The sequence below is a fragment of the Micromonospora sp. NPDC050276 genome (assembly GCF_044459545.1).
In the GTDB taxonomy this organism is placed as follows: domain Bacteria; phylum Actinomycetota; class Actinomycetes; order Mycobacteriales; family Micromonosporaceae; genus Micromonospora.
In genome coordinates, this window is sequence record NZ_JBITJA010000009.1 from 191697 (window position 1) to 217477 (window position 25781).

Consider the following 25781-nt stretch of genomic DNA (forward strand, 5'->3'; position numbering starts at 1 on the left):
CTTAGGACTCTGTCGACAGCCTTTCCGGCCTGACGGCCGGAGAGCCTTTGTGGGTTCTGCGGCGATGAAGCCTACAGGCCCGGTCTCACGCGATCCGATCGTGGTGGCCGCGGGCGGGTGAAACCTCCCGCGACCAACCACGAATCACCTGCTCGGGGAAGTTACTCGCCCGTCGCCTTGGCGATGATCTCCTTGGCCACCGAGGCCGGAACCTCGGCGTAGGAGTCGAACTGCATGCTGTAGCTAGCCCGGCCCTGGGTCTTCGACCGCAGGTCGCCGACGTAGCCGAACATCTCCGACAACGGCACCAGAGCCTTGACGATGCGGGCGCCACTGCGCTCCTCCATCGCCTGGATCAGGCCGCGGCGGGAGTTGAGGTCGCCGATGACGTCACCCATGTTCTCCTCAGGAGTGGTGACCTCAACGGCCATCATCGGCTCGAGCAGTGCCGGATCGGCCTTGCGGGCCGCGTCCTTCATCACCATCGAGCCGGCGATCTTGAATGCCATTTCCGACGAGTCGACCTCGTGGTACTGGCCGTCCAACAGGGTCAGCTTGACGCCGACCAGCGGGAAGCCGGCGAGAATGCCGTACTGCATGGCGTCCTGCGCGCCCGCGTCCACCGAGGGGATGAACTCCCGGGGGATGCGGCCACCGCTGACGGCGTTGGCGAACTCGTAGGTCGGCGAGTCGTTGTCCAGCGGCAGCGGCTCGACGCTCACGATCACGCGGGCGTACTGGCCGGAACCACCGGTCTGCTTCTTGTGGGTGTACTCGACCTTCTCCACCTTGCGGCGGATGGTCTCGCGGTACGCCACCTGCGGCTTGCCGATGTTGGCCTCGACGTTGAACTCGCGGCGCATCCGGTCGACCAGGATGTCCAGGTGCAGCTCACCCATGCCGGAAATGACCGTCTGACCGGTCTCCTCGTCCAGCTTGACGCGGAAGGTCGGGTCCTCCTCCGCGAGTCGCTGGATAGCGGTGCTGAGCTTCTCCTGGTCGGCCTTGGTCTTCGGCTCGATGGCGACCTCGATGACCGGCTCCGGGAAGGTCATCGACTCCAGGATGACCGGGTTCGCCGGGTCGGACAGGGTGTCACCGGTGGTGGTCTGCTTGAGACCCTGCACCGCGATGATGTCGCCAGCCTGGGCCGAGCTGCGCTCTTCCCGCTTGTTGGCGTGCATCTGGTAGATCTTGCCGATCCGCTCCTTGCGGTCCTTGGTGGAGTTGACCACCTGGGTGCCGGTCTCGACCACGCCGGAGTAGACCCGGACGTAGGTGAGCTTGCCAAGGTGCTTGTCGGTCTGGATCTTGAAGGCCAGGCCGGAGAACGGCTCCGACTTCGAGGGCTTACGCACCAACGGGGTCTCACCGTCGGTGGCCGTACCCTCGATCGCCGGAACGTCCAGCGGCGACGGCAGGAAGTCGACCACGGCGTCGAGCATGGGCTGAACGCCCTTGTTCTTGAACGCCGAGCCGCACAGCACCGGGTTGGCCTTGCCGGCGATGGTGGCACGCCGGATGGCGGCCTTGATCTCCTCGACGGAGACCTCCTCGCCTTCCAGGTACTTCTCCATCACCGCGTCGTCGACGTCGGCCAGGGTCTCCATCAGCTTCTCGCGCCACTCGGCCGCGGAGTCGGCCAGCTCGGCCGGGATCTCCTCGATCGCGTAGTCCTCACCCTTCTGGGTCTCCCCGCGCCAGGTGAGGGCGCGCATGCCGATCAGGTCGACGACACCGATGTGGTCGCCCTCGAGCCCGATCGGGATCTGGAGAACCAGCGGGGTGGCGTTCAGCCGGTCGATCATCATCTGCACGCAGCGGAAGAAGTCGGCACCGGTCCGGTCGAGCTTGTTGACGAAGCACATACGCGGGACGTTGTACTTGTCGGCCTGCCGCCAGACGTTCTCCGTCTGCGGCTCCACGCCGGCGACACCGTCGTAGACCGCGACCGCACCATCCAGGACCCGCAGCGACCGCTCGACCTCGACCGTGAAGTCGACGTGGCCAGGCGTGTCGATGATCTGGATCGTGTGGCCCTTCCACTCACACTTGGTAGCAGCGGAGGTGATGGTGATGCCACGCTCCTGCTCCTGCTCCATCCAGTCCATGACGGCAGCGCCCTCGTGGACCTCACCGATCTTGTACGTGATGCCGGTGTAGAACAGGATTCGCTCGGTGGTCGTGGTCTTACCGGCATCGATGTGCGCCATGATGCCGATGTTGCGTACGTTGGCGAGCGCGTCTGCGGCGGCCACTTCAATCCCTACTTATCGTCGTCTCGACTCAACTGGTGGCGGTTCCGACGCCCGAAGGCGCCGGAACCAGGGTGTTACCAGCGGTAGTGCGCGAAGGCCTTGTTCGACTCGGCCATCTTGTGCGTGTCCTCGCGCCGCTTGACGGCGGCACCGAGGCCGTTGCTCGCGTCCAGCAGCTCGTTCATGAGCCGCTCGACCATGGTCTTCTCGCGCCGGGCGCGGGAGTAGGTGACCAGCCAGCGCAGACCCAGGGTGGTCGCGCGGGTCGGGCGAACCTCGACCGGAACCTGGTAGGTGGCGCCACCGACACGACGGCTGCGCACCTCGAGGGTCGGCTTGACGTTGTCCATCGCCCGCTTGAGGGTGACGACCGGGTCGGTGCCGGACTTCTCGCGGCAGCCCTCGAGGGCCGCGTACACGATCGACTCGGCGAGCTGACGCTTGCCGCGCAGCAGGATCTTGTTCACCAGCTGGGTGACCAGCGGCGAGTTGTACACCGGGTCAGCGACCAGTGGCCGCCGCGGAGCGGGTCCCTTACGCGGCATGTCAGCTCTTCTCCTTCTTCGCGCCGTAACGGCTGCGCGCCTGCTTGCGGTTGCGGACACCCTGGGTGTCCAGCGAGCCGCGAACGATCTTGTAACGCACGCCGGGGAGGTCCTTCACCCGGCCACCGCGGACGAGCACGATCGAGTGCTCCTGCAGGTTGTGACCGACGCCGGGGATGTAGGCGGTCACCTCGATCTGGCTGCTGAGCTTCACGCGAGCGACCTTGCGCAGCGCCGAGTTCGGCTTCTTCGGGGTGGTGGTGTACACGCGGGTGCACACGCCGCGCCGCTGAGGGGAACCCTTCAGCGCCGGGGTCTTGGTCTTGGTCGTCTTCGCCTGGCGGCCCTTTCGGACCAGCTGCTGGATCGTGGGCACCGGGTTTCTCCGCTCCCTTCGGCCGCATCCGCGGCCGCGCCGTCTGCTCGTTAGCCGGCCTGATGACCGGCTCTCCTACATTCCGACCAGGGTCGCCTTGCGATGACCCCGGCACCCGCGGTCGGGCGTGTCGCCCTCGTCACGGCCCCGTTGCGCCGCTCTCGCGTGCGTACCGGGTTTTTGTCACCGGCACGCGGGTTGCCCCGCCCCGGATCCTTGGCTTGTCGTGCTGCCGCCCGGAAGCCGGGAACAGCGCACGCACGAGTTGCCCGGGCATGCCCGGGCACAAGGGGAAAGAGTACCTACCACAACCGCCCAGGTCAAAACGGAATGGCCCGGCGGTTGTCTCACACCCGCCGGCCGGATCTCGTCCTGCCCCGTCGCCCGCGATGGGCACCTACGAACACAAGTGTACCGGCTTCCCCGCAGAACCACCCATCGCCCCCGGTGGCACCTGGACCATCCCCGGGAAAACCCCGTCCGGCGCCGAAACGATCGGTGCTCACCCTCGCGCCAGAGCGAGCAGCAGCGCCAGACCCAGGCCCAGGAGACTGAGCAGGGCCCCCGCCGCGCCGCAGCTGATCCCGGCCATCGCCAGCCCGCGGCCGGTGAACTGGACCGCGGAGGGCGCGGCCGGCCGGCGGATCTGCCGCCGGCCGAGCAGCCCGATGACGACCGCCGCCCCGCCGGACAGCACACCGAGGGCGGCGAACGCGCCGGAGGCCCAGGCCCCGCCCTCATCCACGAAGGCCACCCCGAAGCAGATCACCAGCAGCGCGACCAGCACCGACGCGATCCCCGCCACCAGCGCCCCGATGGCCAACCCGGAGGTGACCGGGGCCACGTCCAGGTGCACGACACCGAACGGCGTACCGGAGACCGACTCCACCCGCTTCGGCGGCCGGCGTTGATCATCAGTGGGCGGCCGCACCGGATGCCCCGGCATCCCGCCCCACCCAGGAGCATGACCCGGCGCCGGCGGCCCCCAACCCGGCGGCACCCCCGGCCCGGACGACGGCGGCCCCCAACCCGGCGGCACCCCCGGCCCGGACGACGGCGGCCCCCAACCCGGCGGCACCGGGGTCGGCGCGCTGGCGACTGGATACGGCTGAGCGGAGCCGGGCGGTGAGGTCGGACTCCAGCCGGTCGGACCCCAGCCGGGGTGCGGCGCCGGAGGCGGCGGTGTGCCCGGTGTGGGCACCGGAGGTTGCGGCTCGTCGCTCGGGCCCGGTCGCGCCCAGCCACTCGGCTCGGACGGAGGCGTCGGGTCCGGAGGGCCGGCCGGTTCGTCCGCAGGGGGCCGCGCCGGTTCCGTCACGAGGTCCTCCAGTCGCAAAGGCCGCCACCGACACCCGGCGGACACCGGCCAGGCTACCGCCGCGAGCGCCGTCGCCCGCGCCGGGCGCGGCCATGGGCGGCTCAGTCCATGTTCGCCGGGTAGTCGTGGCCGAACGGCGCGCCGGCCAACCGGACCACCCCGATGACCACCGCGGTCACCACACTGACCGCGACCAGCACCAGGCCGGCCCAGGCCATCCGCTCCCCCCGTCGCAGCCAGGCGCCGCCGGTCAGGAAACCCCCCGAGGCGTACGCCTCGCGGCGCGCCTGGCGGGCCAGTTGCAGTGCCACTGTCGCCGGCACCACGCCGCCGATGAACAAGCCGGTCAGCATGCCGAGCAGGCCCAGCGCGAAGACCGCCCGTGCCTTGGTGGCGCGGGCCGGGTCCGGGTCCAGTGGGTGGCGCAGGCCCTGCTGCGCGACGGACACCTGCCCTGGTGCGGTCGTCATCCCCCCATCATGCCGAACTCGGCCCGGGGCTGGATGGGCACGGACACGACGAGGCCCCCGGCTTTCACCGGGGGCCTCGTCGGATAACTGGTGCTTAGCGGTACGACCCGAAGTCGAAGTCGTCCAGCGGCACGGCCTGCCCGCTGGCCGGCCCGAACCCGTAGTCGGTCTCCGGGTACCCGGTCATCGAGTAGACCTTGGCCTTGGCCTCCTCGGTCGGCTCCACCCGGACGTTGCGGTACTTGCTGATGCCCGTACCGGCCGGGATGAGCTTTCCGATGATCACGTTCTCCTTGAGGCCGACCAGCGAGTCGCTGCGCGAGTTGATCGCAGCGTCGGTCAGCACCCGGGTGGTCTCCTGGAAGGAGGCCGCCGAGAGCCAGGAGTCGGTGGCCAGCGAGGCCTTGGTGATACCCATCAGCACCGGACGACCGGCGGCGGGCTCGCCGCCCTCCGAGACGAGTCGGCGGTTCTCCGACTCGAACAGCGCCCGGTCGACGAGCACACCCGGCAGGAACTCGGTCGAGCCGGAGTCGATGACCGTCACCCGCTTGAGCATCTGGCGGATGATGATCTCGATGTGCTTGTCGTGGATGAGCACACCCTGCGAGCGGTAGACCTCCTGGACCTCACTGGTCAGGTGGACCTGGACCGCCCGCGGACCCATGATCCGCAGAAGCTCGTGCGGGTCGATGGTGCCCTCGGTCAGCTTCTCGCCGACCGCGACGTGGCCGCCGTCGTGGGTCCGGAGCTTGACCCGCTTCGAGATCTTGTCGTAGACGATCTCGTCGCTGCCGTCGTCCGGCACCACGATGATCTTGCGCGAGCGCTCGCCGTCCTCGATCCGGATCCGGCCGGGGGTGTCGGCGATGGGCGCCTTACCCTTCGGGACCCGAGCCTCGAAGATTTCCTGCACACGCGGCAGACCCTGGGTGATGTCCTCACCCGCGACACCACCGGTGTGGAAGGTACGCATCGTCAGCTGCGTACCAGGCTCACCGATGGACTGGGCGGCGATGATGCCGACCGCCTCACCGATGTCGACCGACTTACCGGTCGGCAGCGAGCGGCCGTAGCAGGCCGCGCAGACGCCCAGCTTCGACTCGCAGGTGAGCACGCTGCGCACCCGGACCGTCTCCACGCCGGCGGCGACGATCTTGTCGACCCCGATGGAGTTGATGTCCTGACCGCGCTCGGCGACCACGGTGCCGTCCGGCCCCTTGATGTCGTCGGCGAGGGTACGGGCGTGCACGCTGGTCTCGGCGTGGGTGTGGACGACGAGCTTGCCGTCCAGCTTCTCGCCGATCTGCATCGGGATCGCCCGGTCGGTGCCGCAGTCCTCTTCGCGGATGATGACGTCCTGCGAGACGTCCACCAGACGACGGGTCAGGTAACCCGAGTCGGCGGTCCGCAGCGCGGTGTCGGCGAGACCCTTACGGGCACCGTGCGTGGAGATGAAGTACTCCAGCACGGACAGACCCTCCCGGTAGCTGGCCTTGATCGGCCGCGGGATGATCTCGCCCTTCGGGTTGGCCACCAGACCACGGATCGCCGCGATCTGCCGGAGCTGGAGCAGGTTACCGCGAGCACCCGAGTTAATCATCTTCCACAGTGGGTTCTCCTGCGGCAGCGCGGTGTCCATCTCCTTGGCGACCTCGTTGGTCGCCTTGGTCCAGATCTCGATGAGCTCGCCGCGACGCTCCTCGGCGGTCATCAGACCACGCTGGTACTGCTTGTCGATCCGGTCGGCTTCCTTCTCGTACTTCGCCAGGATCTCCGCCTTACGCGGCGGAGCGATGACGTCCTCCATGCCGATCGTCACGCCGGACCAGGTGGCCCAGTGGAAACCGGCCTCCTTGAGCCCGTCCAGGGTGGCGGCGAGCGCCACCTTGGGGAAGCGCTCGGCGAGGTCGTTGACGATCGCGGAGAGCTGACCCTTGCGGATCTCGTAGTTCACGAAGCGGTAGCCCTGCGGCAGCGTCTCGTTGAACAGCACCCGACCGAGGGTGGTCTCCACGGTCAGCGGCTCACCCTCGACCCAGCCCTCCGGGGCGGTCCACGCCTCGGAGCCGGCACCGTTGTCGACACCGATCACGCCACGCAGGCGGATCTTCACGGGCGCCTGCAGGTGCAGCTCACCGTTGTCGAAGGCCATCCGCGCCTCGGCGTCCGAGCTGAACGCCCGGCCCTCGCCCTTCTCACCGGGGGTGAGGTGGGTGAGGTGGTACAGACCGATGACCATGTCCTGCGTGGGCATGGTGACCGGCTTACCGTCGGCCGGCTTGAGGATGTTGTTCGACGACAGCATCAGGATCCGCGCCTCGGCCTGCGCCTCGGCGGACAGCGGCACGTGCACCGCCATCTGGTCACCGTCGAAGTCGGCGTTGAACGCGGTGCAGACCAGCGGGTGGATCTGGATCGCCTTGCCCTCGACCAGCTGCGGCTCGAAGGCCTGGATGCCCAGACGGTGCAGGGTCGGCGCCCGGTTGAGCAGCACCGGGTGCTCGCCGATGACCTCTTCCAGCACGTCCCACACGACCGGGCGCTGACGCTCGACCATCCGCTTGGCGGACTTGATGTTCTGTGCGTGGTTGAGGTCGACCAGCCGCTTCATCACGAACGGCTTGAACAGCTCCAGCGCCATCTGCTTGGGCAGACCGCACTGGTGCAGCTTGAGCTTCGGGCCGACCACGATGACCGAACGGCCGGAGTAGTCGACGCGCTTGCCCAGCAGGTTCTGGCGGAACCGGCCCTGCTTGCCCTTGAGCATGTCGGACAGCGACTTGAGCGGGCGGTTACCCGGACCGGTGACCGGCCGGCCGCGACGGCCGTTGTCGAACAGCGCGTCGACGGCCTCCTGGAGCATCCGCTTCTCGTTGTTGACGATGATCTCGGGCGCGCCGAGGTCGATCAGCCGCTTGAGGCGGTTGTTCCGGTTGATCACGCGGCGGTACAGGTCGTTCAGGTCCGAGGTCGCGAACCGGCCACCGTCGAGCTGCACCATCGGGCGCAGGTCCGGCGGGATGACCGGGACGCAGTCCAGCACCATGCCGAGCGGCGAGTTACGGGTGTTCAGGAACGCCGCGACGACCTTGAGTCGCTTGAGCGCCCGGATCTTCCGCTGACCCTTGCCGGACCGGATGGTCTCCCGCAGGCTCTCGGCCTCGGCGTCGAGGTCCATGTTCTGGACCAGCGCCTTGATCGCCTCGGCGCCCATGGAACCGGTGAAGTACTCACCGAACCGGTCGCGCAGCTCGCGGTAGAGCAGCTCGTCGGTGACCAGCTGCTTCGGCTCCAGCTTGCGGAAGGTGTCCAGCACCTCGTCCAGGCGGTCGATTTCGCGCTGGGCCCGGTCGCGGATCTGGCGCATCTCGCGCTCTCCGCCCTCCTTGACCTTGCGCCGAACGTCCGCCTTGGCACCCTCGGCCTCCAGCTCGGCCAGGTCGGCCTCGAGCTTGGCGGCCCGCTTCTCGATCTCCGAGTCGCGGCTGTTCTCGGACTGCCGCTTCTCGGCCAGGATCTCGTTCTCGATCGTCGAGAGGTCACGGTGACGCGACTCCGCGTCCACGCTCGTCACGACGTACGAGGCGAAGTAGATGATCTTCTCGAGGTCCTTGGGGGCGAGGTCCAGCAGGTAGCCCAGCCGGCTCGGAACGCCCTTGAAGTACCAGATGTGGGTCACCGGAGCGGCGAGCTCGATGTGCCCCATCCGCTCACGACGGACCTTGGAGCGGGTCACCTCGACGCCGCAGCGCTCACAGATGATGCCCTTGAACCGGACGCGCTTGTACTTACCGCAGTAGCACTCCCAGTCCCGCTGCGGACCGAAGATCTTCTCGCAGAAGAGCCCGTCCTTTTCCGGCTTCAGGGTGCGGTAGTTGATCGTCTCAGGCTTCTTGACCTCGCCGTGCGACCACTGACGGATGTCGTCGGCGGTGGCGAGACCAATGCGCAGCTCGTCGAAGAAGTTGACGTCGAGCACTATGTCCCCTATGTCGTCGTCTGTACTGCTAATTCTCGGGTGGGGTCGGGGGCCGGCGAGCCGGCCCCCGACCGCTCACCTCAGACCTCTTCGACCGAGCTCGGCTCGCGCCGGGACAGGTCGATGCCCAGCTCCTCAGCGGCCCGGAACACCTCGTCGTCGGTCTCGCGCATCTCCAGGGCCACACCGTCGCTGGAGAGCACCTCAACATTGAGGCACAGCGACTGCAGCTCCTTGAGCAGCACCTTGAACGACTCCGGGATGCCCGGCTCCGGGATGTTCTCGCCCTTGACGATGGCCTCGTAGACCTTCACCCGGCCGAGCACGTCGTCGGACTTGATCGTGAGCAGCTCCTGCAGGGCGTACGCGGCGCCGTACGCCTGCATCGCCCAGCACTCCATCTCACCGAAACGCTGACCACCGAACTGCGCCTTACCACCCAGCGGCTGCTGCGTGATCATCGAGTACGGACCGGTCGACCGAGCGTGGATCTTGTCGTCGACCAGGTGGTTGAGCTTCAGGATGTAGATGTAGCCGACCGCGATCGGGTCCGGCAGCGGCTCACCGGAACGACCGTCGAACAGCTGTGCCTTGCCGCTGGAACCGATCAGCTGGTTGCCGTCACGGTTGGGCAGCGTCGACGCCAGCAGGCCGGAGATCTCGGCCTCCCGGGCACCGTCGAAGACCGGGGTGGCCACGTTCGTGTCCCCCTCGGACTCGTGCGCGTCGATCGAGCGCAGCTGCCGCTTCCAGTCGGTGTCGTCGCCTTCGACCTTCCAACCGGTCTTGGCGACCCAACCGAGGTGGGTCTCCAGCACCTGGCCGATGTTCATCCGGCTCGGCACACCCAGCGGGTTGAGCACGATGTCGACCGGGGTGCCGTCCTCCAGGAACGGCATGTCCTCGATCGGCAGGATCTTCGAGATGACACCCTTGTTGCCGTGCCGGCCGGCGAGCTTGTCGCCGTCCTGGATCTTGCGCTTCTGGGCGACGTAGACCCGGACCAGCTCGTTGACACCCGGCGGCAGTTCGTCGCCGTCCTCGCGGGAGAACGTGCGCACACCGATGACCGTGCCGGTCTCGCCGTGCGGCACCTTCAGCGAGGTGTCCCGAACCTCGCGCGCCTTCTCACCGAAGATCGCGCGGAGCAGTCGCTCCTCCGGGGTCAGCTCGGTCTCACCCTTGGGCGTGACCTTGCCGACCAGGATGTCGCCGGGGACGACCTCGGCACCGATCCGGATGATGCCGCGCTCGTCGAGGTCAGCGAGCATTTCCTCGCTGACGTTCGGGATGTCGCGGGTGATCTCCTCCGGGCCGAGCTTGGTGTCCCGAGCGTCGACCTCGTGCTCCTCGATGTGGATCGAGGTGAGCACGTCCTGTTGCACGAGGCGCTGCGACAGAATGATCGCGTCCTCGTAGTTGTGCCCCTCCCAGGTCATGAAGGCCACGAGCAGGTTGCGCCCGAGTGCCATCTCGCCCTCGTCGGTGCACGGCCCGTCGGCGATGACCTGACCGGCCTCGACGCGGTCGCCCTCGAAGACCACCGGCTTCTGGTTGACGCAGGAGCCGGCGTTGGAGCGGCGGAACTTGTGCAGCAGGTACGTCCGGCGGTGGCCGTCATCCTGGTGGATGGTGACGTAGTCGGCGCAGAGATCCTCGATCACACCGCCGACCTCAGCGACCACCACGTCGCCAGCGTCGACCGCGGCCCGGTACTCCATGCCCGTACCCACGAGCGGCGCCTCGGCCTTGACCAGCGGCACCGCCTGGCGCTGCATGTTCGCGCCCATCAGTGCCCGGTTGGCGTCGTCGTGCTCGAGGAACGGGATCATGGCGGTCGCGACCGAGGTCATCTGCCGGGGCGAGACGTCCATGTAGTCGACGGCACCGGGGACGACGTCCTCGGTCTCGCCGCCCTTACGACGGCAGAGCACCCGATCCTCGGCGAACGTGCCGTCGGCCCGCAGCGGCGCGTTGGCCTGGGCCTTGACGAACCGGTCCTCCTCGTCCGCGGTCAGGTAGTCGATCTGGTCGGTGACCCGACCCTCGACAACCTTCCGGTACGGCGTCTCGATGAAGCCGAAAGGGTTGACCCGGGCGAAGGTGGACAGCGCGCCGATCAGACCGATGTTCGGGCCTTCCGGCGTCTCGATCGGGCACATCCGGCCGTAGTGGGACGGGTGCACGTCGCGGACCTCGAAGCCGGCCCGCTCCCGGGACAGACCACCCGGGCCGAGCGCGCTCAGCCGACGCCGGTGGGTCAGGCCCGCCAGCGGGTTGGTCTGGTCCATGAACTGGGACAGCTGCGACGTCCCGAAGAACTCCTTGATCGCCGCCACCACCGGGCGGATGTTGATCAGGGTCTGCGGGGTGATCGCCTCGACGTCCTGGGTGGTCATCCGCTCGCGGACGACCCGCTCCATGCGGGAGAGGCCGACCCGAACCTGGTTCTGGATCAGCTCGCCCACGGTACGCAGACGCCGGTTGCCGAAGTGGTCGATGTCGTCGGCCTCGTAGCCGTCCTCACCGGCGTGCAGCCGGCACAGGTACTCCACGGTGGCGACGATGTCGTCCTCGGTCAGCGTGCCGGTGGTGATCGGCACGTCGACTTCGAGCTTCTTGTTGAACTTGTAGCGTCCGACCTTGGCGACGTCGTACCTCTTCGGGTTGAAGAAGAGGTTGTCGAGCAGGGTCTGGGCGTTCTCGCGCGTCGGCGGCTCGCCAGGGCGCAGCTTGCGGTAGATGTCGAGCAGAGCCTCGTCGGCGCCGGCGATGTGGTCCTTCTCGAGCGTGGTCATCATCAGCTCGGACCAGCCGAACCGCTCACGGATCCGCTCGGCCGACCATCCGATGGCCTTGAGTAGGACGGTGACGGCCTGCCGACGCTTACGGTCGATGCGTACGCCGACCGTGTCGCGCTTATCGATGTCGAACTCCAGCCAGGCACCCCGACTTGGGATGACCTTGACGCTGGAGAGGTCGCGGTCGGAGGTCTTGTCCGGCTGCTTGTCGAAGTACACGCCCGGAGACCGGACGAGCTGGCTGACCACGACGCGCTCGGTGCCGTTGATGACGAAGGTGCCCTTGGGCGTCATCATCGGGAAGTCACCCATGAACACCGTCTGGCTCTTGATCTCGCCAGTGGTGTTGTTGGTGAACTCCGCGGTCACGAAGAGCGGAGCGCAGTAGGTCAGGTCCTTCTCCTTGCACTCCTCGATCGAGGCCTTGACCTCGTCGAAGCGCGGCGCCGAGAAGGAGAGCGACATGGTGCCGGAGAAGTCCTCAATGGGACTGATCTCTTCAAGGATCTCCGCGAGACCCGAGCGTGCGTGCGGGTCGTCCGCCGACCGGCCCTGCCAAGCCTCGTTGCCGACGAGCCAGTCGAAGGACTCGTTCTGGATGGCAAGGAGGTTGGGGACCTCGAGGTGTTCGGTGATCCTGCCGAATGAAACTCGGCGGGGAGCGAATGCGCTCGACGTACGACTGGTCTTCGCAGGGCGGGAAGCTGCCAAGATGCGTCCTTCCGAGGACCGGTGCTGCAGAACGGCTGGTACGCGTGCACTCCAATGACCCCACCAGAAATATCCGTAAACGGACATTTCCGAGCAGGGGTCAAGTCGGAAGGCAGCGCAAACTAGCAGTGTAGCCGAGAGGCTAACCGCTGTCCAGCCCACCCCGCAGGTTGTTTGCGGAGCGCGCCTCGGCCCCCGTCAACCGGGGTCTGCCGGGCCGCTCAGAACGCAACTCCCCACTGGGCCGCTCGGGTTACCGCGGCCGATGGTGCCGCCGCTGTCATACCCACGTCGTGGCCGTCGCAAGCGCGGTGTCTTGCTGGTGTCAGCGTGCCTGGCAGCCCCGGGCCGCGTCAAGGGCCGGTATCTCCCTCGCCGCGTGTTTCCCACGGGAGAGCGACCCACCATCCTCGTTCCGGTCGACGCAGCCGCTGGTCGGAGCCCAGCTCAGGACCGGTCGGGACCAGATCCACCAATACGGCGGGCGGCGATCCGTGTCGGATCACCGCCCGCCGCGACGCGATGGTGTCCCGGCCCACGAGCCGGGTACGCGTTGGTGGAGCCTCAGGTCACTTGAGGGTGACCTTGGCGCCCTCACCCTCGAGCTTGGCCTTCGCCTTGTCGGCGGTCTCCTTGTTGACCTTCTCCAGGATGGCCTTCGGCGCGGACTCGACCGCGTCCTTGGCCTCCTTGAGGCCCAGGCCGGTCAGCTCACGCACGACCTTGATGACCTGGATCTTCTTGCCACCGTCAGCCTCGAGGATGACGTCGAACTCGTCCTTCTCCTCCTCGGCCGGGGCAGCAGCGCCACCGGCGCCACCGCCGGCAGCGGCAACCGCGACCGGAGCGGCGGCGGTGACCTCGAAGGTCTCCTCGAACTGCTTCACGAACTCAGAGAGCTCGATCAGCGTCATCTCCTTGAACGCGTCGAGCAGCTCGTCGGTGCTGAGCTTCGCCATATCTGGCGTCCTTTCCTGATTCTGTTAAGTAAGAACTGGTGCGCCGTGGGGGCCTCAGGCCGCCTCGGCGCCCTCCTTCTCGCGCTTGTCCTGCAGTGCAGCCGCCAGACGGGCGGTCTTCGACAGCGGGGCCTGGAACAGGGCCGCGGCCTTGCTCAGGTTGCCCTTCATCGCGCCGGCCAGCTTGGCCAGCAGCACCTCGCGGGACTCCAGGTCGGCGAGCTTCGTGACCTCGGCCGCGGAAATGGCCTTGCCCTCGAAGACACCGCCCTTGATGACGAGCTTCGGGTTGGCCTTCGCGAAGTCGCGAAGCCCTTTCGCCGCCTCGACGACGTCGCCCGAAACGAAAGTCAGCGCGGTAGGACCGGTGAACAGCTCGTCGAGGCCGGTGATGCCCGCGTCCGTCGCAGCACGCTTAGCCAGCGTGTTCTTCGCGACCGTGTAGCTGGTCTCGGCGCCGAGCGAGCGCCGAAGCTGGGTGAGCTGGGAAACCGTCAGACCGCGGTACTCGGTCAGCACGGTGGCGCCCGAGCTGCGGAAGCTCTCGGTCAGCTCAGCGACGGCCGTGGCCTTGTCGGCCCGGATCGGCTTGTCCGCCATGTCCCTCCTCTCTCGTTACTCGAGGCTGGTCCCCGTCTCAGCCGAAGCCGGAACGGGGGCGGAGGCAGCACGACAACGAAAAAGCCCCGGCGCAGGGCGCACGGGGCGAGGGCCAACAGATCGTCATGGTCGGCGGACCATGCTCACTGCCGAGTTACGCTTGCCGCCCTACGCGGGTCGCCCGTTGTCGCGGGACCTTCGACCATGCCGAAGCACGGTGACCAGCGGTCTCTGGGTGGTTCCTCATCCATGAGAACACGGATGACGGTTGAAGAGTACGCGCCCCGGCCAGCAGCGCCAAATCACCCCCTGTGAGCCGCGCCACCGACGCCGGCGGCGGTCAGCCCTGGGCCCGCCGCCGCCACAGGTAGCCGCCGACGACCGCGGCGCTCCAGGCCAGCCCCCACCCGGTCAGTCCCAGCAGGGTGAGCGCGGCGGCATCGCCACCGGTGGTGCGGGCGGCGGCCATGATCGGCGGTGCCAGCCAGGGGGCCACCGAGCCGGTCAGGCCGAGCACCACCGCGCCGACCCCGCCGAGGGCCAACACCGCGACGCCGTACGCGGCGCCGCCCACCGACGCCCGGCTGGCCAACGCGCCAAGGGCAACCGCAGCGGGTACGACCAGCAGGTGCGCCCACACCCCCAGCGCGAGACCGACCGGAATCGAGCGGTCCCCCGGGTCCACCGGGCCGGTCACCCCGCCGACCAGCCACGGGAAGAGCAGCGCGACAGCGACCGTCACCAGTGCCGCCACGCCGGCGGCGAGCAGCCCGGCCGACCGTTCCCGCACCACCCCGACGCTCACCTGCGCCAGCCGACGCTGCACGTCCGGCTCGACGTCCAACAGGATCTTGGTCTGCCAGGCGAGCACCGGGAAGAGCACAACCGCGGAGACCCCGTACGCCTCGGCCGGTTGGGCCCGGCCACCGCCGTAGAGGATGCCGAGCGTGATCAGGCCGGCCAGCAACGGCGCCAGTGCCCGTCCGGTCCGCAGGAAACCGGCCAGCCGCATCCGGACCAGGGCGTTCACCGGGCCTCCCCCGCTGCCGGCTCGGCAGGTCGGGCGTGTGCTGCGACGGTGGAGGCGTCGGCGCGTACCCGCAGCACCTGGTGGCCCTCGGCGCGCAACCGGGCGACGGTGCCGGCGACCCGCGCGGCCGGCACCGCGACCTCGACCACCGCGATCGTCTCGTCCGTCGACGGCGTCTCCTCGGCGAGCGAACCGTCGGCCACCGACCACCGGCGTGCGGCCGGCAGCCGGACCGTCTCGCCCCGGTGGTCGCTGACCAGGACGGACCCGCCGGCGGCGAGCACCTCGTCGATCAGCTCGGGCACCAGCTCGCGGGTGGCGGCATCCAGGCCTTCCCACGGCTCGTCGAGCACCAGTAGGCCCGGCGGGCGCAGCATCGCCTGGGCGAGGCCCACCTTCTGCGCGGTGCCCTTGGACAGCTCGGGCAGCCGGACCGAGCGGAACGCGGACAGCCCCAGCCGGTCGGTCCAGGAGGTCACCGCCTCGTCGGCCGCGGCGCTGCTCAGCCCCGCCACCCGGGCCATCCCGGTCAGATAGCGCGTCACCGTGAACGGCTGGTCGGCCGGGAAACGCTCCGGCACCCAGCCCACCCGCGCCGGCCGGTCGGTGACCCGACCCCGGCCCGGCCGGAGGACCCCCGCGGCGACCTGGAGCAGGGTCGACTTGCCCACCCCGTTTCGGCCCAGCACGACGGCCACCTCGCCGGGACCGATCCGCACGTCGATGCCGCGCAGCACCCACGGCCCCCGCCGGTGGTACCGCAACCAGACGTTCTCCAGCCGCATGGGTCGAGCCTGCCACACCTCGAACGCACCGGGGCGCCGCCACGGTGGTGGCGGCGCCCCGGTGGAGCGAACTGTCGACTCAGGCCTCGGCCTGGTCCTCCCGAAGGTTCTTCACCAGGTTCGGGTCGACCGGGACACCCGGGCCCATCGTGGTGGTCAGGATGACCTTGCGGAGGTACTTGCCCTTGGCGGCGGACGGCTTGGCCCGCAGCACCTCGTCGAGCACCGCGGCGTAGTTGTCCACCAGCTGGCTCTCCGTGAAGGACGCCTTGCCGATGATCAGGTGCAGGTTGGAGTGCTTGTCCACCCGGAAGGTGATCTTGCCGCCCTTGATGTCCTGCACCGCCTTGGTGACGTCCATGGTCACCGTGCCGGTCTTCGGGTTCGGCATGAGACCGCGCGGGCCCAGGATCCGCGCGATCCGACCGATCTTGGCCATCTGGTCCGGCGTGGCGATCGCCGCGTCGAAGTCGAGCCAACCACCCTGGATCCGGGCGACCAGCTCATCGGTGCCCACCTCGTCCGCACCCGCGGCGACGGCCTCCTCGGCCTTCGCGCCGCCGGCGAACACGATCACGCGGGCGGTCTTACCGGTGCCGTGCGGCAGGTTGACCGTGCCGCGGACCATCTGGTCCGCCTTGCGGGGGTCGACGCCGAGGCGCATGGCGACCTCGACCGTGGCGTCGAACTTGACGTTGGTGGTCTCCTTGGCCAGCTTCACGGCCTCGGAGGGGGTGTAGAGCTTGGACCGGTCGATGACATCGGCGGCCTTGCGGTAGCTCTTGCTGCGCTGCATTGCTGATTACTCCTGTGGTCTCTGGCGGGCCGCTCGGCGCGAGCCCTCCCACGGTCGGGTCGAAGGCCGGGGCCGACGTCAGTCGTTGACGGTAATGCCCATCGACCGGGCGGTGCCGGCGATGATCTTCTCGGCCTGGGCGAGGTCGTTGGCGTTGAGGTCGGCCATCTTCTTCTCGGCGATCTCCCGCAGCTGGACGCGGCTGACCGAGCCGACCTTGTCGGACTGCGGAACACCCGAACCCTTCTGCACACCGGCGGCCTTGAGCAGCAGCCGGGCGGCGGGCGGGGTCTTCAGCACGAACGTGAAGGACCGGTCCTCGTACACGCTGATCTCGGCGGGGACGATGTCGCCCCGCTGAGACTCGGTCTGCGCGTTGTAGGACTTGCAGAACTCCATGATGTTCACGCCGTGCTGGCCGAGCGCGGGGCCGACCGGCGGCGCCGGCGTGGCCTGGCCCGCCGGCAACTGAAGCGTGAACGTCTTGACGAGCTTCTTCTTCGGAGGCATGTCACTTCCTGGGGCTTGGAGCTGGGAAAATGCGGCTGTCGCCGCCCTCGGGGCGCGCACGGTCAGCGCGCTGCGACAGCGGCGACATTCAAGAGTAGCGCAGCCCGCAGCCCACTCGTCCGCCGAGGTCGAGCGAGAGCGCGTACGCCGACGTCGGCGGCGGGTCGGGCCCGCCGCCGACGACCAATCAGATCTTGGCGACCTGGTTGAAGTTGAGCTCCACCGGAGTCTCGCGACCGAAGATCGACACCAGCACCTTGAGCTTCTGCTGGTCGGCGTTGATCTCGCTGATCGTGGCCGGCAGCGACGCGAACGCGCCGTCGGTGACGGTGACGGAGTCGCCCACCTCGAAGTCGAGGACCTTGATCTCCGGCTTGGCCTTCTTCTGCTCGGTCTCGACGGCCGGCGCCAGCCACTTCAGCACCTCGTCGAGCGAGAGCGGAGCGGGCCGGTCGGCCCGGTCGGTCGCGCCGACGAAGCCGGTCACACCCGGAGTGTTCCGGACACACGAGTACGACTCGGCGGTCAACTCCATCCGGACCAGGATGTAGCCCGGGAAGACCTTGGCCTGGATCTGCGAACGCTTACCGTTCTTGACCTCGACCTCTTCCCGGGTCGGCACCTCGACCTGGTAGATGAAGTCCTCCATGTCGAGGCTCGTGATCCGGGTCTCGAGGTTGGTCTTGACCTTGTTCTCATAGCCGGCGTACGAGTGCACCACGTACCAGTCACCCGGCGCGTAGCGCAGCTTCTGCCGCAGCTCCGCGACCGGGTCGTAGTCCTCGTCCGGTGCGGGCTCGGTCGTTGGGAACTCCGGCTCGCTGGCGGCCTCGACCGACTCGTCACCAGCCGCCGTCGCGACCGTGGACTGCTCGTCCACCGGTCCGGCGGTCTCGTCGTACTCAGGCACGCTCGCTCACTTCCGTCACTATGGCTGGAGGCAGCCGGTCAGTCCGAGTTGCCAAAGACAAACAACACGACCTTGGCGAAGCCGTAGTCCAGCACACCCACGATCGTCAGCATCACCGCGACGAACACCACCACCACGGCGGTGTAGGTCAGCAGCTCCTTGCGGGTCGGCCAGATGACCTTACGCAGTTCAGCCACGACCTCGCGGAAAAACCGGGCGATGCGCCCGAAGACGCCCACCCGACCCGTTTCCGACTTGGTGGTCGGTCGGCTGTCCGCCGACTCGGCCCGGGCGCGCGACCGCGTGGCGGTGCCACCCCGGGAAACCGGCTCGTCCGCGCTGGAGGCGTCGTCGTCGGCTACCTCGTCGACGACCTCGTCGTCCAGACGATCGTCGCCGGCGTCCTCGCCGCGCCGCTTGTTGTCGGCCACTTCGCCCTCCGTCGCGGAATCTCGGGTCGTACGCCGAGCGGCGTACGCGGCGCTGGTCACGCCGGCCGGACCCAACCGTCCCGCGACGGGCCGCGGCCGGTGGATCACCCGGAGGGCCCGATTGCCTCGGAACCACCCCGCCGATGCCACCACCACGGGCCGGACGCCGCCAAGCTGGCGGCGCGACCCACGGGAACGGTCAGGCCTGAGGCGCAGGGGTGACAGGACTTGAACCTGCAGCCTGCGGTTTTGGAGACCGCTGCTCTGCCAATTGAGCTACACCCCTATGCGGCAACACTCGCCCCACGCGGCCACAGACGGCCGAGCAGGGGTCACTTGCCCCACGGCGGACCAGTGTACGGGTAGCCGCCCGACTTTCCCAACCGGTCTCTCCGCCACGCGTGGCGGGCTCGGTTCAGCGTGCCGTGCGGATGGTTGCCCGGGCCTGCGACAGGACCTTCTCGCCCAGACAGGTGGCGGTCACATCGAGTCGGGTGAGGCCGTCCTCGGTCACCTCACGCACCCGCGCGGTGACCTCGATCTCGGTCCCCTGATCATCGTCCGGGACCACCACCGGCCGGGTGAACCGCACGCCGTAGTCCACCACCGCCGCCGGCGAGCCGGCCCAGGTGGTGATCGCCCGACCGACCAGCGCCATGGTGAACATGCCGTGCGCGATCACCCCGGGCAGACCCACCTTGGTCGAGATGCGGTCGCTCCAGTGGATCGGGTTGAAGTCACCGGAGGCTCCGGCGTAGCGGACCAGGTCGGCCCGGGTCACCCGGAACGTCTGTGCTGCCAGCTCCATCTCAGCCCTCCCCGCGGATGACGTACTTTGCCCAGACGGCGACGACCGGCTCTCCGCCGACGGTGCGCACGTCGGTGCGGGTGGTCAGGAAGCCGTGCCCACCCCGGGTGCTGACGTCCTCGATGGTGTTGACGCAGACCAGCTCGTCGCCGGCGACCACCGGCCGGGTGTACGCGAACCGCTGGTCGCCGTGCACCAGACGGCTGTAGTCGACGCCGAGCGCCGGGTCCTCGATGATCTGCTGGCTCGCGGCCATCGTGACGATCACCGGAAAGGTCGGCGGGGCCACCACGTCGGCGTGGCCCAGCGCCTGCGCGGCCTCCGGGTCGTGGTGAGCCGGGTCGGTGGCACCGATGGCGCGGGCGAACTCACGGATCTTTTCTCGGCCCACCTGGTAGGGGGCGGTCGGCGGATAGGTCCGGCCGACGAAGGAAGGGTCCAGAGGCATGCCGCGAACCTACACGGAAAGCACAATCGCCGACCTGATCGGTAGGCGGCGGCGGAGCCGCACCAAACCGGTCAGATCGGCGATAGGAAGCTTCGACAGCGGCCGGCCCGAGGCCGGCCAGCAATCAGCGGGTCTCGCGGTGGACCGTGTGCCGACCGTCACGCGGGCAGAACTTCTTCAGCTCGATGCGGTCGGGGTCGTTGCGCCGGTTCTTGCGCGTGATGTAGTTGCGCTCCTTGCACTCCACACACGCCAAAGTGATCTTCGGCCGGACATCGGTAGCCTTCGCCACGGCGGAGTGCCTTCCTCGCTAACGGAAACAACTACGACGCGCCAGCCTAGACGCTGACAGCGCGGACATGCAAAGTGGGCGCCAGCAGCGCCCATTTCCTACGACCACCGGCAACGAGCCCGGAAGACGAGAGTAGCGGTGGCCGGACTTGAACCGGCGACACAGCGATTATGAGCCGCTTGCTCTACCATCTGAGCTACACCGCTGCGATGGGTCCAGCTGAACCCTCGAGCCCCCTTACGGAATCGAACCGTAGACCTTCTCCTTACCATGGAGACGCTCTGCCGACTGAGCTAAGGGGGCCTGCGCGATCTCCCCGTGGGGCGCGCAGGAGTAAGAGTACACGGCCCGGCTCGACAGGTGAAATCGGATCCCCGGTGATCGTCCGCACCCTGCTCAGGGCACCACGCGAAGGCGCGGCAGCTCCCCGTTGGAGATCGTCTCCGGCTCGACCTGGGCACCGAACCAGGCGGCCAACCGCTCGTACGGAAGCGGCCGACTGAACAGGAAGCCCTGCCCGATCTCGCAGCCGATGTCCTGGAGAAGCTCCAGGGTCAGCTCGCTCTCCACACCCTCGGCCACCACGGCCAGACCGAACTGCTGGGAGAGGGTCACCACCGCGTTGACGATCGCCAGGTCCCCCGGATCGGTCGCCATGCCCTGCACGAAGGAGCGGTCCACCTTCACCTCGTGCACCGGCAGCCGGCGCAGGTGCGCCAACGACGAGTCGCCGGTGCCGAAGTCGTCCACCGACAACCGGACGCCGAGGTCACGCAGTCGCCGCAGGGTCGGGATGGGCCGATCCGTGCCGTCCAGCACCCCCGACTCAGTGATCTCCAGAGTGAGCCGCTGCGCCGGCACCTTGTACTCGGTCAGCAACTCCTGGACCCGGTCCGGGAAGTGCTGGTCGATCAGCGTACGGGCTGAGAGGTTGACCGCGATGGGCAGCGGCTGGTCGGCCAGCGCCCAGTCCCGGCTGCGACGAAGCCCTTCGCGGAGCACGACCTCGGTGAGCCGGGTCAACTGACCGGTGTGCTCGGCCACCGCCACGAAGTCCTCGGGAGCGACCGTGCCGTGCGTCGGGTGCTCCCACCGGGCCAGACACTCGACACCGACCAGGCGCCGATCCCGCAGGGTCACCTTGGGCTGGAAATAGACCTCCAGCTCGTCCTGGTCCAGTGCGCGGCGCAGGTCACCGGCCAGGCCCAGCCGGCGCAGCGACCGGGACTCCAGCGCGGGGTTGAACAACTGCACGCTGCCCGGTACCGACTTGGCCGCGGTGGCCGCGAGGTCCACCCGAAGCAGCAGGGTGGCCGCATCACTGCCGTGATCAGGGTGTACGGCCACCCCGACGGCAGTGTTCACGTCGAGGGTGAGCGCGTCGAAGACCATCTCGTCGCGGATCTGGTCGCGCAGTTGAGCGGCCAACTCGAGCGCGGCCTCAACGCTCTCCAGCCGCAGCGTCACCAGGAACTCGTCCCCACCGGCACGCCCCACCAGAGCCGACGACGGAGCGCTGGCCCGCAACCGGTTGGCGACCTCGGTGAGGACCTTGTCCCCGGCCGCGTGCCCCAGGGACTCGTTGACCTGGCGCAGGCCGTCGACGTCGAAGAGCAGCAGCGCCACCACCTCGCCGGGCAGACGGATCTTGACTGATTCCTCCAGCGCCCCGGTGATCCGCCGCCGGTTGGGCAGCCCGGTCAACGTGTCGTGGTATGCGTCGTGCCGCAGCCGGTCGACCAGCCGCGAATTCTCGAGCGCCACCGCGGCGTGGGCGGCCACGGTCTGGAAAACCGGGATGTCAGCGGCCGTGAAATGGCCGACGTCGCTGAGCCGATTGACCACCTCGAGCGTGCCGATGACCGCTTGGCCCGACCGCAGTGGCACCGCGATGACGTCTTTGACCTGATGCCTGCCGAGCGCCGCCCGGACATCCTCGTCATCGTCGAAGGCCCGGCCGGCGGCGACCGTGCGGCCGGACTGCTGGGCACGCTCGCGCACGATCGGAGGCGTGACCGCGACATCGAGGAGACCGCGGTCATCGAGCCGGGCGGTCAGCAGCACCTCAAGGTGGCGCCCCTGCGCGGGCAGCCAGAGCGTGGCGTACTCGGCTTGCATGAGGGCCCGCACCCGGTCCAGCAACGCGTCCACCAGACCGCCGTCCTGGCCGCTCTCGCTGATCGCCCGGGTCAGCTCGTACATGTTGCCGAGAGTGCGGTGCTGCCGAAGGAACTGGTCGTACGAGCGGTAGACCAGCACGACCGCAACGGCCAACACCGCGATCAGCAGCACGGACCACAGGTTGGACTCGATCGCCATCAGGATCACCAGCCCGACGACGCTGTTGATCGCACAGATCAGCTGCGGCGCGGTGGCGTTGCGGATCAGCTCCCACCCTGCCTGCCACCCGTGCAGCAGGGAGATGACCGCGCTGATGGCCGCCAACGACGTGAGGCTGTTGACGCTGACCACCGCGAAGAGGACGGCCCACGTCTTCGGGCCTACCTCGTCGCCGACCGGGGGTAGCGCCAGCAGGACGACTCCCGCCAGTGAGGCGGCCACCGCGGCCCGGGCGAGATTGAACCAGACCTTCGGAGCGCTGAGGCGTCGGCGAAGCTGGCCGATCAGAGCGGCCAGGACGGCGATCAGCACGACCGTCAGGGGTGGCAGGTAGAAAAAGGCCAGGAGGAGCGGAATCTCGATGACGATGACTTCGAGCGCCTGCCGACGCACCACAATCTGCAGCACCTGGGTGCTGGCGGCCACCATGACGACGAAAATGACCACCGCCCCGAGGAGATTGCCCGGAGGCGGTGGCCCGGCCAGCGCGAGGACGAACGAACAGAGGATGGCCAGGACGGCCAACGGTCCAGTGATCAGCCAGGCCTGCTCGTTGGATCTACGGGCTGGGGGCGAGCCAGGCTTCATTCCGCTCCCTCGCTGGGTGGTGCGGAGCGGACCTACCGGGCTACAGCAACGCCCTTGTCAACGGCCGGAGCACCCCAAGAGAAGTCAAACTGTTGAAAACTGGTGGTCGCACCGAGGAAGGAACCCGCGACCGCGACCGCGGCCGCGAACGCGAGGGCGGCGCGAAGGCGGCGAGGCGTCCGTCCATACATCAGCGTGCTCCTGTCGGGGGTCAGAACAAGAATCAGTGCCTCCGATCGTGCCACAGTCGAAACCACCCGCAAAGCCCACGTACGGCCGATCGGCATGGCCGACCGGGCGAGCTAGGCCGTCATGTAACCGCCGTGTAACAAGGGGCAGACAGAGCGTCTACGGAACGCGATCGGCGACCTCCGGTTGGCACATCGCGCGGCTTCCAGCCAAGGCGGCGATTCGGAACTTTGCCCTTCGTATCCCAGAGGCGACAAATCGCTCGATGCCTGGCCCTTCGGACCTGGAGCCAGAGTTCGCTGTGGGTTGCGGGGATGAGCCTCTGGTTGGCGGCGCCCGCCGCGTCTCTCCGGGACGGGCGTGTGCCGCTCACCCTCACGTGCTGCCAACGGGTCAGAGTAGCTGGACTCTCCCGGCTATGGGAGCTACACGCAGAGAATTCGTTCGATGTGGTGATCCGGGAGTTGGCCGGGAAGACCGGCACAGACCGCCGTGAAAGTCGCAACGAATACGTAGAGCTCCCCCAGACCGGCACGCCCCGCCGGCCAGGAGGACCGCGCTTGTTCCCGGCCGGGGGCGTCAGGATTGCCGCAGCGGCCGGAACGCGGCCCGCACCTCGGCGGAGAAGAGTTCCGGCTCCTCCCAGGCCGCGAAATGGCCGCCGCGGTCAGCCTCGTTGAAGTACGAGATGCCGGGGTAGACCGCCTCGGCCCAGCTGCGCGGGGCGGCCCAGATCTCGCCGGGGAACGTGGTGAAGCCGACCGGAACCGAGACCGGCGGAGGAGCCTGACCGGCCGCCTGGGCCGCGGCTTGGAAACGCCCAAACTCCCAGTACCACCGGGCGGACGAGGCGCCGGTACCCGTCAACCAATACAGCGTGATGTTGTCGAGGACACTGTCCCGGGTGAGACCGCCGGCCGGCGCGCCGTCGAGGAACGCACGGGAAATCTTGTAGTAGCTGTCCGTGTCGTGGTCGAGCATCCAGGCCGCCAACCCGACAGGTGAGTCCAGCAGTGAATAGCCGATCGTCTGCGGCCGGGTGGACTGTTCCAGGAAGTAGCCGAAGCCGTCCATCGTGAACAGGTTGAGCGCGTCGCGTGCGGCGCGCTCCGCCTCGGAATTTGCCGGCAGCTGGTCCTTGATGCCGATCGCCCCGGCGAGCAGGTTGACGTGGATACCGACCAGCCCGTCGGGTGCTTGGCGACCCATGGCATCCGTGACGGCGGCGCCGACGTCGCCACCCTGCGCGACGTAACGCGGGTAACCGAGGCGGTCCATGAGCTTCGCCCACGCCTGTGCCATCCGGACGGAATCCCAGCCGAGCTCGGCCGGCTCGCCCGAGAAGCCGTAGCCCGGCAACGACGGCAGCACCAGGTGGAACGCGTCCTCGGGCGCGCCGCCGTGCGCGGTCGGGTCGGTCAGCGGGCCGACGACCCCGAGCAGCTCGACGACCGAGCCCGGCCAGCCGTGCGTCATGATCAGCGGCAGGGCGTTCTCGTGCCGCGACCGCACGTGGATGAAGTGAATCTCGACGCCGTCGATGTTCGTCGTGTACTGCGGCAGCGCGTTCAGCCTCGTCTCGCACGCACGCCAGTCGTGATCGGTCATCCAGTAGCGGGCCAGCTCCTGGATCGTCGCCAGCTGCACCCCCTGCGAGCGATCGTTGACCAACTCCCGGGTGGGCCAGCGCGTGGCCGCTATCCGGCGCCGCAGGTCGTCGATCACGTCTTCCGGCGTGTCGAGCCGGAAGGGACGGACTTCGTTGTCGTTGGACATCTTCCCCACCCGTCAGGTCGAGTCAGCGAGCGCCAAAGCACCGATCGTGCGGGCACCCGCCCAGTCTCGCAGCGGCCCACTGGCAGCCGGGCCGAAACGCGAATCACGGATCACCGCCCGACCCCTGCCTCTCAGCGAGGTGTCCGACGTCAACGAGCACGGCCACGTGTCGGGCGGCGTGTACCTGCCACCGGACAGCTTCCACGCCGCCCGGTGGTCCGGGGGCCGAGTCACCGACCTTGGCGCCAGCCCCTTCGACCGCAGCAACCCGTACGCCCTCAACGACCGCGGCTAGGTGAGGGGCTGGCAGTTCTCGGCGGCGAGGTCGTCGACCTCGATGACCGTGGCCGCATCGCCGCGTCGATCCGCCAGATCTCGGGCGTCAGCCGAGCGGTCGTCTACCACCCACGCTGACGGGCCGATCCCGGGCGGCTGACCGTGGCCCGCGCCGGAACCGAACACGTACATCGCCGGTCAGTCTTCCTTCGGCATCGGCCACACGTCCCGGGAGTCGTTGAAGGGCCCTCCGTGTGGCTCGACCGTCAGGGATTTCAACGCACGCGGCAGAGAGGTAACCGCACGTCTCATCGACAGCCAGAGCCAAACCGACAGCGGCTAGCGCGCACTGCATGACCTCGGGGCCCCGCGACACGTATACGACCCAGCCAGCGAGATCGAGCGGGCTGGAGCGGGATTGAGGGAGACTCACAAAAGAGGCCCCTGACCGGCGCTCACGCTGGTCAGGGGCCTCTTCTTGCACTTGGTGGCGGGTAGAGGATTCGAACCTCTGAAGCTTTCGCGACGGATTTACAGTCCGCTCCCATTGGCCGCTCGGGCAACCCGCCAGGGCACCCCACC

21 protein-coding genes and 4 tRNA genes are annotated in these 25781 nt (G+C 68.4%); 1 reads left to right on the forward strand and 24 read right to left on the reverse strand.

What is annotated here, in order from left to right; genetic code table 11:
- Positions 1-161 precede the first annotated feature (161 nt).
- The 23 genes from fusA to ACIBF8_RS21740 form a co-directional block, all read right to left on the reverse strand.
- Positions 162-2258, reverse strand: coding sequence for an elongation factor G (gene fusA, locus ACIBF8_RS21630; protein ID WP_396785111.1), 2097 nt, complete (start codon positions 2256-2258; stop codon positions 162-164).
- A gap of 74 nt (positions 2259-2332) precedes the next feature.
- Positions 2333-2803 carry a 30S ribosomal protein S7 gene (gene rpsG / locus ACIBF8_RS21635; protein WP_007465317.1) on the reverse strand — a complete coding sequence of 157 codons (471 nt, stop codon included), beginning with the start codon at positions 2801-2803 and terminating at the stop codon, positions 2333-2335.
- A 1-nt stretch (position 2804) separates the two neighbouring features.
- The gene (rpsL, locus tag ACIBF8_RS21640; protein ID WP_007465318.1) at positions 2805-3179 is read right to left on the reverse strand and encodes a 30S ribosomal protein S12; all 375 of its coding nucleotides are present in this window, start codon (positions 3177-3179) and stop codon (positions 2805-2807) included.
- A 502-nt stretch (positions 3180-3681) separates the two neighbouring features.
- Positions 3682-4068, reverse strand: a complete 387-nt coding sequence (locus tag ACIBF8_RS21645; protein WP_396785243.1) for a hypothetical protein — start codon at positions 4066-4068, stop codon at positions 3682-3684.
- 530 nt (positions 4069-4598) lie between these two features.
- Positions 4599-4967, reverse strand: coding sequence for a hypothetical protein (locus ACIBF8_RS21650; RefSeq protein ID WP_396785112.1), 369 nt, complete (start codon positions 4965-4967; stop codon positions 4599-4601).
- 94 nt (positions 4968-5061) lie between these two features.
- Complete coding sequence (locus tag ACIBF8_RS21655; RefSeq protein ID WP_396785113.1) at positions 5062-8949, reverse strand: DNA-directed RNA polymerase subunit beta'; 3888 nt, start codon at positions 8947-8949, stop codon at positions 5062-5064.
- A gap of 80 nt (positions 8950-9029) precedes the next feature.
- Positions 9030-12461 carry a DNA-directed RNA polymerase subunit beta gene (locus ACIBF8_RS21660; protein ID WP_396785115.1) on the reverse strand — a complete coding sequence of 1144 codons (3432 nt, stop codon included), beginning with the start codon at positions 12459-12461 and terminating at the stop codon, positions 9030-9032.
- 569 nt (positions 12462-13030) lie between these two features.
- Positions 13031-13420 carry a 50S ribosomal protein L7/L12 gene (gene rplL, locus ACIBF8_RS21665; protein WP_030329874.1) on the reverse strand — a complete coding sequence of 130 codons (390 nt, stop codon included), beginning with the start codon at positions 13418-13420 and terminating at the stop codon, positions 13031-13033.
- 54 nt (positions 13421-13474) lie between these two features.
- Positions 13475-14020: a 50S ribosomal protein L10 gene (gene rplJ, locus ACIBF8_RS21670; RefSeq protein WP_238645346.1), complete on the reverse strand. Its 546-nt coding sequence runs from the start codon at positions 14018-14020 to the stop codon at positions 13475-13477.
- A gap of 340 nt (positions 14021-14360) precedes the next feature.
- Complete coding sequence (locus tag ACIBF8_RS21675) at positions 14361-15050, reverse strand: hypothetical protein (protein ID WP_396785117.1); 690 nt, start codon at positions 15048-15050, stop codon at positions 14361-14363.
- Positions 15047-15835, reverse strand: coding sequence for an ATP-binding cassette domain-containing protein (locus ACIBF8_RS21680; RefSeq protein ID WP_396785118.1), 789 nt, complete (start codon positions 15833-15835; stop codon positions 15047-15049). Before ACIBF8_RS21680 ends, ACIBF8_RS21675 begins: the two co-directional genes overlap by 4 nt.
- Positions 15836-15914: 79 nt before the next feature.
- Positions 15915-16631 (reverse strand): 50S ribosomal protein L1, encoded by a 717-nt coding sequence (gene rplA, locus ACIBF8_RS21685; protein WP_396785120.1) that lies wholly within the window; start codon positions 16629-16631, stop codon positions 15915-15917.
- A gap of 78 nt (positions 16632-16709) precedes the next feature.
- Entirely contained in the window at positions 16710-17141 is a 432-nt protein-coding gene (gene rplK, locus ACIBF8_RS21690; RefSeq protein ID WP_363611597.1) for a 50S ribosomal protein L11, read from the reverse strand.
- Positions 17142-17328: 187 nt separating this feature from the next.
- A complete protein-coding gene (nusG, locus tag ACIBF8_RS21695; RefSeq protein ID WP_112584800.1) occupies positions 17329-18051 on the reverse strand; it encodes a transcription termination/antitermination protein NusG in 723 nt (240 codons plus the stop codon).
- Positions 18052-18089: 38 nt separating this feature from the next.
- Positions 18090-18482: a preprotein translocase subunit SecE gene (secE, locus tag ACIBF8_RS21700; protein WP_396785122.1), complete on the reverse strand. Its 393-nt coding sequence runs from the start codon at positions 18480-18482 to the stop codon at positions 18090-18092.
- Positions 18483-18695: 213 nt separating this feature from the next.
- Positions 18696-18768: transfer RNA gene (locus ACIBF8_RS21705), tRNA-Trp, on the reverse strand.
- 129 nt (positions 18769-18897) lie between these two features.
- Positions 18898-19290, reverse strand: coding sequence for a MaoC family dehydratase (locus ACIBF8_RS21710; protein ID WP_396785123.1), 393 nt, complete (start codon positions 19288-19290; stop codon positions 18898-18900).
- Between the two features lies 1 nt (position 19291).
- Complete coding sequence (locus ACIBF8_RS21715; RefSeq protein ID WP_396785124.1) at positions 19292-19738, reverse strand: MaoC family dehydratase N-terminal domain-containing protein; 447 nt, start codon at positions 19736-19738, stop codon at positions 19292-19294.
- Positions 19739-19862: 124 nt separating this feature from the next.
- The gene (rpmG, locus tag ACIBF8_RS21720) at positions 19863-20030 is read right to left on the reverse strand and encodes a 50S ribosomal protein L33 (RefSeq protein ID WP_007073056.1); all 168 of its coding nucleotides are present in this window, start codon (positions 20028-20030) and stop codon (positions 19863-19865) included.
- Between the two features lie 133 nt (positions 20031-20163).
- A tRNA-Met gene (locus ACIBF8_RS21725) sits at positions 20164-20236 on the reverse strand.
- Between the two features lie 24 nt (positions 20237-20260).
- Positions 20261-20333, reverse strand: a tRNA-Thr gene (locus ACIBF8_RS21730).
- A 93-nt stretch (positions 20334-20426) separates the two neighbouring features.
- Positions 20427-22958: a putative bifunctional diguanylate cyclase/phosphodiesterase gene (locus ACIBF8_RS21735; protein WP_396785126.1), complete on the reverse strand. Its 2532-nt coding sequence runs from the start codon at positions 22956-22958 to the stop codon at positions 20427-20429.
- A gap of 768 nt (positions 22959-23726) precedes the next feature.
- The gene (locus ACIBF8_RS21740; RefSeq protein WP_396785128.1) at positions 23727-24923 is read right to left on the reverse strand and encodes an epoxide hydrolase family protein; all 1197 of its coding nucleotides are present in this window, start codon (positions 24921-24923) and stop codon (positions 23727-23729) included.
- A 139-nt stretch (positions 24924-25062) separates the two neighbouring features.
- Here ACIBF8_RS21740 and ACIBF8_RS21745 point away from each other — a divergent pair, with 139 nt between their 5' ends.
- Positions 25063-25218: a hypothetical protein gene (locus ACIBF8_RS21745; protein WP_396785129.1), complete on the forward strand. Its 156-nt coding sequence runs from the start codon at positions 25063-25065 to the stop codon at positions 25216-25218.
- Positions 25219-25684: 466 nt separating this feature from the next.
- On the opposite strand, the gene ACIBF8_RS21750 is transcribed toward ACIBF8_RS21745, so the two are convergent.
- Positions 25685-25768, reverse strand: a tRNA-Tyr gene (locus ACIBF8_RS21750).
- Positions 25769-25781 lie beyond the last annotated feature (13 nt).